Source organism: Ruegeria sp. O11, from assembly GCF_056535285.1.
In genome coordinates this window covers 659,864-673,801 of record NZ_JBQERS010000001.1, presented here as the reverse complement: position 1 = coordinate 673,801, position 13,938 = coordinate 659,864, and the positions used below count along the sequence as shown (strand labels likewise).

The 13,938-nt window shown below is 55.3% G+C and carries 14 protein-coding genes; 11 read left to right on the top strand and 3 right to left on the bottom strand.

What is annotated here, in order from left to right:
- Positions 1-4: 4 nt before the first annotated feature.
- On the bottom strand, positions 5-1,009 hold the full coding sequence (locus tag ACRZ91_RS03370) for a GlxA family transcriptional regulator (RefSeq protein WP_010440177.1): 1,005 nt from the start codon (positions 1,007-1,009) through the stop codon (positions 5-7).
- Between the two features lie 169 nt (positions 1,010-1,178).
- Between ACRZ91_RS03370 and ACRZ91_RS03365 the strand changes: the two genes are divergently transcribed.
- A complete protein-coding gene (locus ACRZ91_RS03365; RefSeq protein ID WP_010440176.1) occupies positions 1,179-2,549 on the top strand; it encodes a class II 3-deoxy-7-phosphoheptulonate synthase in 1,371 nt (456 codons plus the stop codon).
- A gap of 51 nt (positions 2,550-2,600) precedes the next feature.
- On the opposite strand, the gene ACRZ91_RS03360 is transcribed toward ACRZ91_RS03365, so the two are convergent.
- Complete coding sequence (locus ACRZ91_RS03360; protein ID WP_480902605.1) at positions 2,601-3,272, bottom strand: PAS domain-containing protein; 672 nt, start codon at positions 3,270-3,272, stop codon at positions 2,601-2,603.
- Positions 3,273-3,504: 232 nt separating this feature from the next.
- Between ACRZ91_RS03360 and ACRZ91_RS03355 the strand changes: the two genes are divergently transcribed.
- The 10 genes from ACRZ91_RS03355 (at position 3,505) to phoB (ending at position 12,984) form a co-directional block, all read left to right on the top strand.
- The gene (locus ACRZ91_RS03355; RefSeq protein ID WP_480902603.1) at positions 3,505-4,395 is read left to right on the top strand and encodes a YicC/YloC family endoribonuclease; all 891 of its coding nucleotides are present in this window, start codon (positions 3,505-3,507) and stop codon (positions 4,393-4,395) included.
- A gap of 15 nt (positions 4,396-4,410) precedes the next feature.
- Positions 4,411-5,052 carry a guanylate kinase gene (gene gmk, locus ACRZ91_RS03350; protein WP_480902600.1) on the top strand — a complete coding sequence of 214 codons (642 nt, stop codon included), beginning with the start codon at positions 4,411-4,413 and terminating at the stop codon, positions 5,050-5,052.
- Positions 5,049-5,570: a gamma carbonic anhydrase family protein gene (locus ACRZ91_RS03345; RefSeq protein ID WP_170470261.1), complete on the top strand. Its 522-nt coding sequence runs from the start codon at positions 5,049-5,051 to the stop codon at positions 5,568-5,570. Before gmk ends, ACRZ91_RS03345 begins: the two co-directional genes overlap by 4 nt.
- Before the next feature lie 6 nt (positions 5,571-5,576).
- A complete protein-coding gene (locus ACRZ91_RS03340) occupies positions 5,577-6,608 on the top strand; it encodes a sensor histidine kinase (RefSeq protein WP_480902598.1) in 1,032 nt (343 codons plus the stop codon).
- Between the two features lie 180 nt (positions 6,609-6,788).
- Entirely contained in the window at positions 6,789-7,844 is a 1,056-nt protein-coding gene (locus ACRZ91_RS03335; RefSeq protein ID WP_170470255.1) for a substrate-binding domain-containing protein, read from the top strand.
- A gap of 82 nt (positions 7,845-7,926) precedes the next feature.
- Positions 7,927-9,399 (top strand): phosphate ABC transporter permease subunit PstC, encoded by a 1,473-nt coding sequence (pstC, locus tag ACRZ91_RS03330; protein WP_480454898.1) that lies wholly within the window; start codon positions 7,927-7,929, stop codon positions 9,397-9,399.
- Positions 9,396-10,754: a phosphate ABC transporter permease PstA gene (gene pstA / locus ACRZ91_RS03325; protein ID WP_170470249.1), complete on the top strand. Its 1,359-nt coding sequence runs from the start codon at positions 9,396-9,398 to the stop codon at positions 10,752-10,754. The genes pstC and pstA overlap by 4 nt, the downstream gene beginning before the upstream one ends.
- Positions 10,755-10,766: 12 nt before the next feature.
- Complete coding sequence (gene pstB / locus ACRZ91_RS03320) at positions 10,767-11,564, top strand: phosphate ABC transporter ATP-binding protein PstB (protein WP_010440155.1); 798 nt, start codon at positions 10,767-10,769, stop codon at positions 11,562-11,564.
- 16 nt (positions 11,565-11,580) lie between these two features.
- Entirely contained in the window at positions 11,581-12,282 is a 702-nt protein-coding gene (gene phoU / locus ACRZ91_RS03315) for a phosphate signaling complex protein PhoU (protein ID WP_010440152.1), read from the top strand.
- A gap of 12 nt (positions 12,283-12,294) precedes the next feature.
- A complete protein-coding gene (phoB, locus tag ACRZ91_RS03310; RefSeq protein ID WP_010440149.1) occupies positions 12,295-12,984 on the top strand; it encodes a phosphate regulon transcriptional regulator PhoB in 690 nt (229 codons plus the stop codon).
- Here the strand turns inward: phoB and ACRZ91_RS03305 are convergent.
- Positions 12,981-13,892, bottom strand: a complete 912-nt coding sequence (locus tag ACRZ91_RS03305) for a LysR substrate-binding domain-containing protein (protein WP_170778581.1) — start codon at positions 13,890-13,892, stop codon at positions 12,981-12,983. The two genes, phoB and ACRZ91_RS03305, sit on opposite strands and share 4 nt — an antisense overlap.
- Between the last annotated feature and the right edge of the window lie 46 nt (positions 13,893-13,938).

Genomic DNA, 13,938 nt, shown 5'->3' with positions numbered 1-13,938 from the left:
TGGATCAAACAGACAATCGCCCGCTCTGCGCTCCACGTTCACGATAAGGCGTCGTATTATAGTGTGCCCGGTAGCATTTTGAGAAATGCGATGGGCTGGCAAAGCCACAGGCCAGCGCCACGTTGATGACACTCATATCTGTCTGCATCAGCAAGTTGCGCGCTTTGTGCAGGCGCAGTTCCATGTAGTAGCGCTTGGGGGAACGGCTAAGATAGCGGCGGAACAGGCGTTCAAGCTGACGCGTGGACATGCCCACGTCCTTGGCCAGAATCGAAGGCGAGATCGGCTCTTCTATGTTCTTTTCCATCATCAGGATGACTTGGCTGAGCTTGGGATGGCGAACGCCAATCCGCGTCGGTGTCGACAGACGCTGAGTGTCCTGATCCGTGCGGATTGAGGAATATATCATCTGATCCGCGACTGCATTTGCCAGATCTTCACCATAGTCATCGGCAATCAGTTTAAGCATCAGATCAATCGACGATGTTCCACCTGCAGTGGTCATTCGATTTCCGTCCACCAGAAATACGGATTTGGTCAGTTCGACCGTATCGAATTCCTCGGCAAAGCTATCAGAGTTTTCCCAGTGGATTGTGGCGCGTTTACCTTCCAGCAATCCCGCTTTCGCAAGCGTATAAGCAGCAGTGCAGAGACCACCAATCTTCAGCCCCTTGCGGGCTTCGCGGCGCAGCCAGTTCAACACCCGTTTTGTGGTGGCCGCCTGAACGTCGACCCCACCGCAGATCAGGATCACTTCATCGCGCTGCAATTCTTCGAGATCTGCATCCAATTTGAAGGTGGTTCCGGCTGAACAATGCACCAGCTCTCCGCCTTCACCCGCCAGCGTCCAAGTATACAAATCGCGATTTGCCATACGATTGGCGATGCGCAGACTGTCGAGGGCCGATGCAAAGGACAGCAGTGAAAACTTGTCCAAAAGGACAAACACAAAATTAAGCGGTTTGCCCGCGTCATTTTCCACGGTGACAACTTGGCGTTGCTCTTGCATGGCGAACTGTCCTTGATTCGGTACACGTCAGCTTCTTGGAGACGGCAGATATGCCCGTCAACATGCTCAAAGCTTGTTTGCGCCGTCAAGAGGTGCAAATCGCATATGGCCTCTCTTCAATGCTTTTTGTATAGAGACGATCTGAATTACCTCAGCGGAGATCCAAGCTATGACCGAGTGGCAAAAAACGAACTGGCGCAACAAGCCCCGAGTTCAGATGCCCGACTATACCGACGCGGCTGCGTTGGGAAAAGTCGAGGCGCAGCTTTCAAAGTATCCCCCGCTGGTTTTTGCCGGCGAAGCGCGGCGGCTCAAGCAGCATTTGGGTGCTGCAGGCCGTGGTGAGGCATTCCTGCTGCAAGGCGGTGATTGTGCTGAAAGCTTTGAACAGTTCAGTGCGGACGCTATCCGTGACACGTTCAAGGTGATGCTGCAAATGGCGATGGTGCTAACCTATGGCGCCAAGGTGCCTGTGGTGAAAGTTGGCCGCATGGCGGGTCAATTCGCCAAGCCACGCAGCGCGCCAACGGAAATTGTGGATGGTGTAGAACTGCCCAGCTACCGTGGTGATATTATCAACGAACTGGACTTCACGCCCGAGGCCCGAATTCCTGATCCGAGCAAGATGCTGCAGGCCTACACTCAGGCTGCCGCCACGCTAAACCTGCTGCGCGCGTTTTCGACAGGTGGTTTCGCGGATATGAGCCATGTCCACTCCTGGACACTGGGCTTTGCCGATGGGCAAGACGTTCAGAAATACTCTGAGATCGCCGACCGCATTCAGGATTCGATTGATTTCATGGGGGCGGCGGGCATCACTGCGGATACGACGCATGAGTTTTCGTCGGTAGAGTTCTACACCAGTCACGAAGGCCTGCTGCTTGAGTACGAAGAGGCGCTGACCCGTCTGGATTCGACCTCGGGCAATTGGTTGGCTGGCTCGGGCCACATGATCTGGATCGGCGACCGTACCCGCCAGCCCGACGGTGCGCATGTCGAATTTTGCCGCGGTGTCCTGAACCCGATCGGTTTGAAATGCGGTCCGACAACCAGCGCCGAAGACCTCAAGGTTCTGATGTCGAAACTGAACCCGGAAAACGAAGAGGGTCGTCTGACTTTGATTGCGCGTTTCGGCGCAGGCAAAGCGGGTGAGCATCTGCCGCGTCTGGTCCAGGCTGTGAAAGAAGAAGGTGCCAAGGTCACTTGGGTTTGTGACCCGATGCATGGCAACACGATCAAATCGGCGACCGGGTACAAGACACGACCGTTCGATTCCGTGCTGCGTGAAGTACGCGACTTCTTTGGAGTGCATCAGGCCGAGGGCACCGTTCCGGGTGGGGTGCATTTCGAGATGACCGGTCTGGACGTCACCGAATGCACCGGCGGTGTCCGCGCGGTGACCGAAGAGGATCTTTCCGATCGCTATCACACAGCGTGCGACCCGCGCCTGAATGCGTCGCAGTCGCTAGAACTGGCCTTCCTTGTTGCGGAAGAACTGACCAATCTGCGCCGGGATCGGGGCAAGCGCGCCGCGAGCTAAAGTAGCGATGGATCAAAGACGAAAACGGCGGGCAACTTGCCCGCCGTTTTTTTATTCATCCCGCGACGAAACCAGCTTTAGGTGCGGTGCGCCTTTGAACCCGCTCGGACTTTCGGCAAATCCTTCTGCCATGTTCGGCGCGTGTTTTGGCGGGGTCTGTAGATCGGAAACCTTATGTACCCGGTGATCGGATATTGTGAACCGGCGCGGCGTGACACCGATCATCCCATCACTGACCATGACACCCAGGACTCTGCTGATATCTCCCAGATCGCTCTTGAGTGGCAGCAAGATCATGCGCGCTTGTAAGCTGACCCGACCAAACTTCCCCTTTGAGACGAGCCCAAGTTCGGCAACTGCAGGTGCAGAGAACACCTGATCTAGAAGCTGCTTGGTGTCATCTCGGGCATCGGGCTCGAAGAACGAAGTGAGCGGCATCCCGCGAACTTCCATTCCCGCCAGTTTATTCAGATGACTCCCGGCCAGACGAAATCGGGCAAGACCGGGTGCGATGCGTTCAAGAATGAAGGTGTATTCCAGTATATTCTCAAGCCCGCGCGGATCGATTTGTGACCGCATTGGAACGCCATCTGCTGTCAGCAATGCTGTCCAATAGGCTTCGGCCTGACGAATAGGGGACAGGCTGCGTCCAATGTCAAATCGGTCCATCGCGATGATTTTTCCAAATTCAGAACCGGATTTAGTACTGAAAAACCTCTTCATTTCATCACCCCAACGTCAATCGATCACGATTTTTCTAAAATGCCACCTAATGGGCAATGCTGCGACCCACCAGCCTTTTCCGCTGCAAGATTGACAGGGGTTAATACAATTTTGGAGCAATTCTTTAACGAATGGTTAACCTCTCGGAATTGATCCGGATTTGAGCAAGGACTTGCCCCCTGCTGGTCAATGGCATTAGGTGCGACCAGTGAATTTGACGGAAAGGGCAGTCATGATCAAATCCATGACCGGGTTCGCCTCGGGTAAGGGCGCGTTCGGGCCCCATAGCTGGACTTGGGAGTTGCGCAGCGTCAATGGCAAAGGGTTGGACCTGCGTCTGCGAATGCCGGATTGGCTGACAGGGCTTGAGGCCGCGCTGAGAAGCGACCTGTCAAAGCAAGTCAATCGTGGCAATGTCACGCTGTCCCTGCGGCTGAGTCGTGAGGAAGCCGCCGCAGATATCCAACTGAACACTTCTGCGATGGAGGCTGCACTGGATGCGCTGGCTCAGACTGAGGCCATGGCTGGCACGCGCGGCGTGCTATTGGCGCCGTCGAAGGCCAGCGATCTGCTTTCCCTGAAGTGGATGATGGAAGTAGGCGGTGATAGTGATGATCCGGAGCCACTTGTTGAGAAGCTGAAAGCGGAGTTTGGCGGGCTGCTTTTGGAATTTATTGAAATGCGAAGTGCTGAAGGAAAAGCGCTCGCAGGTATACTTGGCGGGCAATTAGACCAGATCGCTGAATTGACAAACCAGGCTGTCAAACTGGCCGAAGGTCGTCGGTTGCAAATGGAACAGGCATTGCGAGACAATCTCGCGCGGGTTCTCGACAACACCCAAGGTGCCGATCCTGAACGAGTTGCGCAGGAGCTTGCGCTTATTGCGGTGAAGGCTGACATTACCGAAGAGATCGACAGGTTAATCGCGCATGTTGCAGCGGCACGCGCGCTGTTGTCGCAAGACGGACCGGTCGGGCGCAAGCTGGACTTCCTGATGCAGGAGTTCAATCGTGAAGCGAATACGCTTTGCTCGAAATCGCAAAATGCCGAACTGACAGCAGTCGGTTTAGAGCTGAAGGCCGTGATCGATCAGATGCGCGAGCAAGTACAGAACGTGGAATAAGGACGGATACATCACATGGCGGATCGCCGCGGTCTACTAATCATTCTGTCGTCGCCGTCGGGCGCAGGCAAATCTACTCTGGCCCGTCGCCTGATGCGGTGGGATGTCGGCCTTGAGTTTTCAATCTCGGCCACTACCCGCGCGCCGCGCCCAGGTGAGGAACATGGGCGAGAGTATTATTTCCTCTCGGAAGATGAGTTCAAGCAGCAGGTCGCGGATGGCCAGATGCTGGAACACGCTCATGTTTTTGGTAACTTCTATGGTTCACCTGCGGGGCCGGTGCGTGAATCCATCACGCAAGGGCGCGATGTGCTATTTGATGTTGATTGGCAAGGTGAGGTGCAGATCCGCAATTCTGATCTTGGCAAACACGCATTGTCAATTTTCATCCTTCCTCCTTCGATCCGCGAGCTTCGGCGCAGACTGGAAGGGCGCGGTCAGGACAGCGATGATGTGATCGCCAAACGGATGCTAAAAAGTTGGGATGAGATCAGCCATTGGGGTTATTACGATTACGTCCTGATCAACGATGATCTGGATGCAACCGAGGAAAAACTGAAAACCATTGTCAGTGCCGAGCGGATGCGCCGTATTCAGCAGCCCAGCCTGCAAAACCACATCCGCGCCCTGCAAACCGAATTCGATGGTCTATCATGACGATTTACGCCTTAGGCAAACACACACCAAAGATACACGAAGACACCTGGGTTGCACCTGATGCCAACCTGATTGGCAAGGTGGTATTGGAACAGGGGTCTTCGGTTTGGTTCGGTTGCACCATCCGCGCGGATCACGAGGAAATACGTGTGGGGGCTGGCAGCAACGTGCAGGAAAACTGCGTGATGCATATCGATGCCGGATATCCGCTGACGATTGGTCAGAATTGCACCATTGGTCACAAGGTCATGCTGCACGGCTGCACAATCGGAGATAATTCTCTGATCGGTATGGGCGCCATCATATTGAACGGCGCAAAGATCGGCAAAAACTGTTTGATCGGGGCAGGGGCGCTTGTTACGGAAGGCAAGGAAATCCCCGATAACTCACTTGTCATGGGATCACCCGGTAAGGTCGTGCGACAGATTGATGATGCAACTGCACAAAAGCTGACTTTGAGTGCGCTGCATTATCAGGAAAACATGCGTAATTTTCGCGATTCTCTGCGACCGGTCTGAGTTTGCATGACTGACACTTTGCTCGCTGATCTTGTCTCTGCCATTCCCGCACCAGCGCTTCTGGTCGGGCAAACCGAGCGGATCGTTGCTGCGAATACTGAGGCCTTGTCTCTGCTGGGTCAAGCCATTGAAGGCCGGCACTTTGCAACGATCCTGCGGCAACCGCAGATCATAGATGCGGTTGAGCAGAGCCTCCGGTCGAAAGAACCGGGTCGGGCGCGACATCTGTCAAATGACGGTGCGCAGGATACCACTTTTGAAGTGCAGTGCAGGCCCGTCAATGGGACCGATGCCGTACTGGTCGTGTTTCAGGATGTCACGCATCTGGAACAGGCAGGCCAGATGCGCCGCGATTTTGTAGCCAATGTCAGTCATGAACTGCGGACACCTCTAACGGCGCTGATGGGGTTTATCGAAACCCTGCAAGGCCCAGCCCGCGATGACACAGCAGCACGTGATCGGTTTCTGCAGATCATGGCGGATGAGGCCAATCGAATGAACCGGCTGGTGGGGGATCTGCTCTCGCTTAATCGGGTCGAAAGTGAAGAGCGGGTCAGGCCCAAGGAACCATTGGAGCTGACCGGGTTAATTCAGTCGACGTTGAACACGCTTCGGCCATTGGCAGATGATGCAGGTGTCGAGCTATCACTGGATGCCCCGAACGAGCCAATCACGATGGTTGGGGACAGCGATCAGTTACGTCAGGTTTTCACTAACCTTGTTGAAAACGCGATCAAATACGGCGGGAGTGGTGGCCGAGTCGATGTGATCGTGAATCTGTCCGAGCGAGATACCGCAATGCGCGGGCCAGCCGTGCGGATCAAGATCATAGATCAGGGTCCCGGCATCGATGCGAAGCATCTTCCCAGGCTGACCGAGCGATTCTATCGGGCAGACAGCCACCGCTCACGCGAATTGGGCGGAACGGGGCTGGGTTTGGCGATCGTAAAACACATCGTCAATCGCCATCGCGGACGACTGAAAGTGGATAGCGAGTTGGGACAAGGTGCCGTTTTCACGGTGATCTTGCCGCGTTGAAATTGCGCGGACGGTTGGCATCCAGTCATGACGCCTCGTCAAGTTAAGAATTTCTGAGAAATTCGTGAGTTGTCATGAAACTGTTACATGCCTGTCACAAAAGACTTACGCGAGCGTCATAGTGCTTCGCCCAGATCATCATAGGGGTGATCAGAACGTATATTTCTCAAGGAGACTGGGATGTCCTTTGTAAAACTGTCGGCTTCGGCTCTGGCCATCGCTGCCGTATCGGCGACCACTGCGGCCGCTCGTGATCAGGTTCAGGTTGCTGGCTCGTCAACCGTTCTGCCTTACGCTTCGATTGTTGCTGAAGCCTTCGGTGAGAACTTTGATTTTCCGACACCTGTTGTTGAATCCGGTGGCTCTTCTGCTGGTCTCAAGCGTTTCTGCGAAGGCGTGGGTGAAAACACCATCGACGTCGCCAACGCCTCGCGCAAGATTCGCGAAAAAGAGATCAAAGCCTGCGCAGACGCTGGTGTTACCGACATCATCGAAGTTCAGATCGGCTATGACGGCATCGTGTTTGCATCCGACATTAACGGCAACTCGTTCGCGTTCACACCGGATGACTGGTACAAAGCCCTTTCCGCTCAAGTTGTTGTTGACGGCCAGCTGGTCGACAACCCCTACAAAACTTGGGATCAGGTGAACCCGAACTTCCCTGCTCAGCCGATTGCTGCCTTCGTTCCTGGTACCAAACACGGCACCCGTGAAGTGTTCGAAGACAAAGTGATCCTGGCAGGTTGCGAGCACACCGGCGATTTTGACGCCTATCTGGCTGCTGCCGAAGGTGATAGCGACAAAGCCAAGAAAAAAGCGGCTGAAAAAGCTTGTATCGCGCTGCGTACTGATGGCGTTTCAGTAGACATCGACGGCGACTACACTGAAACTCTGGCCCGCATCGACAGCAACAAAGACGGCATCGGCGTCTTTGGTCTGGCGTTCTACGAAAACAACACAGACAAGCTGCAGGTTGCCACCATGTCCGACGTGGTTCCTTCGACCGAATCGATTGCAACCGGCGAATACCCGGTCTCTCGTCCGCTGTTCTTTTACGTAAAGAAAGCGCATATCGGTGTGATCCCCGGTCTGAAGGAATATGCTGAATTCTTCGTCGCGGACGAGATTGCTGGCCCTGATGGCCCGCTGGCAGAATACGGTCTGGTATCGGACCCGGAACTGATCAAGGTTCAGGAAGCTGTTGCCAATGAAACCGTTCTGGGCGGCGGTTCTTAAACCATAGAACTTATGAACCGGGGCGATGCAAACACGCCCCGGTTCTTTTTGACTCCAACTCTGCCATACCCACGGAGTTCACATGGCGTTATCCTGGATTTTGCTCACCCTGCTTGCTTTGGCGGTGCTTGGGTACTTCGCGGGCCGGTCCCGCGCCTTGGCAAGCGCCGAGGGTGATGCGCGCGCATTGCATTCCCTGCCATCCTATTATGGGTACAATGTCGCGCTGACCGCGCTTGTCCCCGCGCTGGGATTGCTGATCCTGTGGCTTCTGGTGCAGCCATTGATTGTGAACAACACGGTGTCAGGTATGATCCCGGACACTGCGATCGCCGAAGGCTCTGATCGTGGTCTGGTCATGAGCGAAGTTCGCCGCGTCGCCTATGGGTTAGACGGCGCGATTGCGTCTGGACTGCTGTCCGAGGTGCAGGCGCGCAACGCCGATGCAGATATCGAAGCACTGACACAATCGCTGAAAGATGCAGGTCAGGTGTTAACCCAAGACATCTCAAAGCCCATTCTTTTGGCCGCTCAAAAATACCGTAGCATGACGTCAACCGGTTCAACCGCAATGCAGATCATGGTGCTGGTCGTTGCGTTTTTGGGAGCCGCCTTTGCATATATCCGCACGCACAGGGAATTCCGCGCCCGCAATGTTGTCGAGCAAGGTATTCTGGCGCTGCTTCTTCTGGCCGCTTCTATCGCCATTCTGACAACCGTAGGCATCGTTCTTTCAATGCTTTTCGAGACGATGAATTTCTTCCAACTGCATTCATGGAAAGACTTTTTCTTTGGCAGCACATGGGCCCCGAACTTCCGTGGAGGTAGTGAGCTGTCGATCCTGCCGTTGCTGTGGGGCACGCTATACATTTCGGTTATCGCGCTGCTGGTGGCGGTGCCGATTGGCCTTTTTGCGGCGATATATCTGTCGGAATACGCGACCGGAGCGACCCGTTCGATTGCCAAGCCGCTGCTTGAAATTCTCGCCGGTATCCCAACCATCGTTTACGGCTTATTTGCTTTGTTGACCGTTGGTCCGGCGCTGGTGTCCCTGTTCGGGGACGGCGGGGCACTGGGGCTTGGCTGGATGGCAAGTTCCAACGCCGTTCTGACTGCAGGTCTGGTTATGGGCATCATGCTGATCCCGTTCGTCTCGTCGTTGTCGGATGACATCATTAACGCGGTGCCTCAGTCGATGCGCGACGGCTCGCTTGGGTTGGGGGCAACCAAGTCCGAGACTGTGCGTCAGGTGGTCTTGCCGGCAGCGCTGCCGGGGATCGTCGGTGCGATCCTATTGGCTGCCAGTCGGGCCATTGGCGAGACCATGATCGTGGTGATGGCGGCCGGTGCGATTGCGAAATTCTCGGGCAATCCCTTTGAGGCGATGACGACCATCACCACCCGGATCGTCAGCCAACTGACCGGCGATACCGACTTTGCAAGCCCTGAAACGCTGGTGGCCTTCGCACTGGGTCTCACGCTGTTCGTCATCACGCTGGGGCTGAATATCTTCGCCCTCTACATCGTACGCAAATACCGGGAGCAGTACGAATGACCGATATTTCCCAATCCCCTGGCGCTTCTTCTGCTGCGAAACCCAAAGGTTCGCTGTTTGATAAGGATGCACGCACTAAACGTCGCAATGCCGCTGAGGGGCGGTTCAAACTGTATGGCATCGCCGCCATTGGTATCGGTCTGCTGATGTTGATCGTTCTGGTGACCAATATCGTGACCGCCGGTACTGGCGCTTTCCAACAAAGCTTTCTAGAGCTGAATGTCGAGCTGAAGGAAGACAAGCTGGACAAAAAGGGTAATCGAAATATCGAGGATATCAAAAAGGTCTCAACCTTTGGTTACGCCCCATTGATCGCTTCGGCGTTGGAATCCGAAGTACAAAAGCTTGGCATTCAAACAGATCTGAAGCCCAAAGAAATGGGTAAGATTCTGTCGAAGGCCGCACAAGCAGAACTGAGGAACTATGTTATCGCCAATCCGGATGAGATTGGAAAAACCGTAAGCTTCCGCTTTCTGGTCAACAGCCGTGTCGATGGTTACATGAAAGGTCGCGTGACGCGCGAGTCTATTGCCAATGACAAGAGCATCTCGGTCGCGCAGTTGGACTTTGTTGACCAGCTGAGAGATGCGGGCATCTTGTACAAAGCCTTCAACCCGGATTTCATCTTTGGCTCGGACGCCTCTGACCAACGGCCCGAAGCGGCCGGGATCGGTGTATCCATGCTCGGCTCACTGTTCATGATGTTCGTGGTGCTGGCGCTGGCATTGCCCATTGGTGTGGCCGCTTCAATCTATCTTGAGGAATTTGCGCCGCAAAACCGGCTGACCGATATCATCGAGGTGAACATCTCGAACCTCGCAGCCGTACCGTCCATCGTGTTTGGTATCCTCGGACTGGCGGTGTTCATCAACTACATGCACTTGCCGACCTCAGCCCCGCTGGTGGGTGGATTGGTGCTAACGCTGATGACGCTGCCCACGATCATCATCTCAACCCGCGCTTCACTTAAGGCGGTGCCGCCTTCGATCCGAGATGCGGCGCTTGGGGTAGGGGCCTCGAAAATGCAGGCAGTGTTCCACCATGTCCTGCCACTGGCAGCGCCGGGCATCCTGACAGGTACTATCATCGGCCTGGCACAAGCGCTGGGGGAAACGGCTCCGTTGCTGCTGATCGGGATGGTAGGCTTTATCGCTTCAAACCCGCCGGACGGAATCGTTGCGGGGTTCCTGTCTCCGAACTCGGCCATGCCTGCGCAGATCTATGAATGGTCCAAACGCGCTGACCCGGCCTTTTACGAACGCGCATGGGGGGGCATCATCATTCTGTTGATCTTCCTCGTGACAATGAACACCATTGCGGTCATCTTGCGCCGCCGCTTTGAACGCCGCTGGTAAGAGGGGGCTATGATGAACGATATGACTCGAGTGGAGAGAACCGTGGACTCCAAAGCAATCAAGATCGCCGCGAATAATGTTCAGGTCCACTATGGCGATACCCATGCCATCAAGGACGTGAATGTCGAGATCGAAGACAAGACGGTTACCGCCTTCATCGGCCCCTCGGGCTGCGGCAAGTCCACGTTCCTGCGCTGCCTGAACCGGATGAATGACACCATCGATATCTGCCGCGTCACCGGGGATATTCTGTTGGATGGTGAAGATATCTATGACAAACGGGTCGACCCTGTGCAGCTGCGCGCCAAAGTGGGCATGGTGTTCCAGAAGCCCAACCCGTTTCCAAAGTCGATCTATGACAACGTCGCTTATGGTCCTCGCATCCACGGCCTTGCGAAAAACAAAGCGGAACTGGATGAGATCGTTGAGAAATCCCTGCGCCGCGGTGCTATCTGGGACGAGGTGAAGGATCGTCTGGACGCGCCCGGAACAGGCCTGTCCGGTGGCCAGCAGCAGCGCCTATGTATCGCCCGCGCCGTCGCGACCGAACCAGAGGTTTTGCTGATGGACGAGCCATGCTCGGCGCTAGACCCGATTGCGACGGCACAGGTCGAAGAACTGATAGATGATCTGCGTAAGCGGTATTCGGTGGTGATTGTTACCCACTCAATGCAGCAGGCCGCGCGTGTCAGCCAAAAGACCGCGTTTTTCCACCTGGGCAATCTGGTCGAATTTGGTGAGACCGGCCAGATATTTACAAATCCCGAAGACCCCCGGACCGAAAGCTACATTACTGGCCGGATCGGCTGAGAACAGGTATTCAGACATGACCGAACAACATATTGCATCCGCGTTCGACCGGGATCTCGAGGCCATTCAAGCCCATATTATGAAGATGGGTGGCTTGGTCGAAGCCGCCATCATGGGCGCCGCCCGTTCGCTGGAAACCCGCGACGAGGAATTGGCGCAGGAAGTGCGACAGGGCGATAAGGCCATCGATGCGCTGGAAGAATTGATCAACGAAGAAACCGCACGGCTGATTGCGTTGCGTGCCCCCACGGCAGGTGATCTTCGATTGGTTCTGTCGGTACTCAAGGTTTCAGCCAACCTCGAACGGATCGGCGATTACTCCAAGAACATCGCTAAGCGAACCACCGTTCTGGTCAATGCGGGCGAGATCAATGGCAGCGCCGCCGCGCTGCGTCGCATGGCGCGCGAAGTTGAACTGATGTTGCGAGATGCGCTGGATGCTTACATCCAGCGAGACGCAGAATTGGCCACCGACGTAATCGAACGCGATCAGGAAGTGGACCAAATGTATAACGGCTTGTTCCGCGAGTTCCTGACCTTCATGGCTGAGGACCCGCGCAACATATCATCCTGCATGCACCTGCATTTCATCGCAAAGAACATCGAACGGATGGGCGACCACGTGACAGCGATCGCCGAGCAGGTTGTCTATCTCGTTACGGGTGAGCGGCCCAGCGAAGCCCGGCCCAAAGCTGATAACACGTCTCAAACGATCTAGGAGACTTTCGACATGTCCGCTGATCAACCGACGGTACTGGTGGTTGAGGATGAGCTGGCTCAGCGAGAGGTGCTGGCCTATAATCTGGATGCCGAAGGGTTTCGCGTATCACGCGCTGCCAATGGGGAAGAAGCTTTACTGCTGGTCGAAGAAGATCGCCCTGACATAATCGTTCTCGATTGGATGATGCCCAATCTCAGTGGTATCGAGGTCTGTCGTCGATTGAAATCGCGGTCTGACACGCGCTCGATACCGATCATCATGCTGTCAGCCCGGTCCGAGGAGGTCGACAAGGTGCGCGGCCTTGAGACGGGCGCGGATGATTATGTGGTCAAACCGTACTCGATCGTGGAATTGATGGCGCGTGTCCGGACGCAACTGCGGCGAGTGAGGCCAGCGACAGTAGGTATCCGACTGGAGTTCGATGATATCATTCTGGATTCCGAGACCCACAAGGTCAGCCGAGACGATAAGCCTTTGAAATTGGGACCAACTGAATTCCGGCTGCTGAGCACATTCATGGAAAAACCCGGCCGCGTCTGGAGCCGCGAGCAATTGCTTGACCGTGTTTGGGGGCGCGATATCTATGTCGATACACGCACCGTTGATGTCCATATTGGTCGCTTGCGCAAAGCATTGACACAGCACGGCGGTGAAGATCCGGTGCGTACGGTTCGTGGGGCAGGGTACGCGTTGGGCTAACGCGGTAGCGCTTCTTCGGTTTGTGCTTGAGACGCCAACCAATGTCTGAACTGCCGCAGGGCGTCGTCGTCGGACTTTTCGCGCGGCCAAACCAGATAATAGGCACCCATAGCCTCAATTGCGTTTGGGAAAGCCGCAATCAGTTTGCCGGTCGCCAGGTCCTGTTCGACCAGATAGTTCGGCAGTAGCGCCACACCCAATCCATGCAACGCAGCTTGATTGATCGTGTTGAACTGGTCGTGGACCGTGCCGGGTAGAGGGTGCTGATGTTCGATTCCCATTTGGCGAAACCAGTCTTGCCATGCACGGGGTCGGGTCTGGATGTGCAACAAAGGCAGTTTGAGTAAGTCTCGAGGTGAGGTTGGCGCGCCTTGCGGTAAGAGACCGGGCGCGCAAACAGGTAGAACACGCTCCATACTCAACAACAAGCGATCGGTTCCAGGCCAATCCGGCTCCCCAAAATGTAATGCCGCATCAAAGGGTTCGGATGCAAAGCTGAATGGCCTCAGTCGCGTGGTCATGTTGATCGTAATATCAGGGTGGAGCCGCGCAAAGTCGGGAAGACGCGGCACCAGCCAACGCATTCCGAACGTTGGCAGGATCGCCAAGTTTAGTGTTCCACCGGCCGGAGCAACATGCAATTTCAATGCAGCCTGTGCGATCTGCGACAAGGCTGGCCGAATTTCCCGGACGTAGTCTTGCCCCGCCTTTGTGAGTGATAGCCGCTTTCGATCACGACTAACCAACTCGGCGCCCAAATGCGCCTCTAGTGTCTGAAGTTGTCGGCTGACAGCGCTTTGCGTCAGAGCCATTTCATCAGCGACTGCCGATGCTGACCCAAGTCGATCCAAAGCTTCAAGCGCGCGCAGTGCAGATATGGGCGGTAGAGTAGGGCGGTTCGGTCTCATCTATGCGTTTTGATCATGAAACCATGCAAATGTCTCGCTGTTTTTT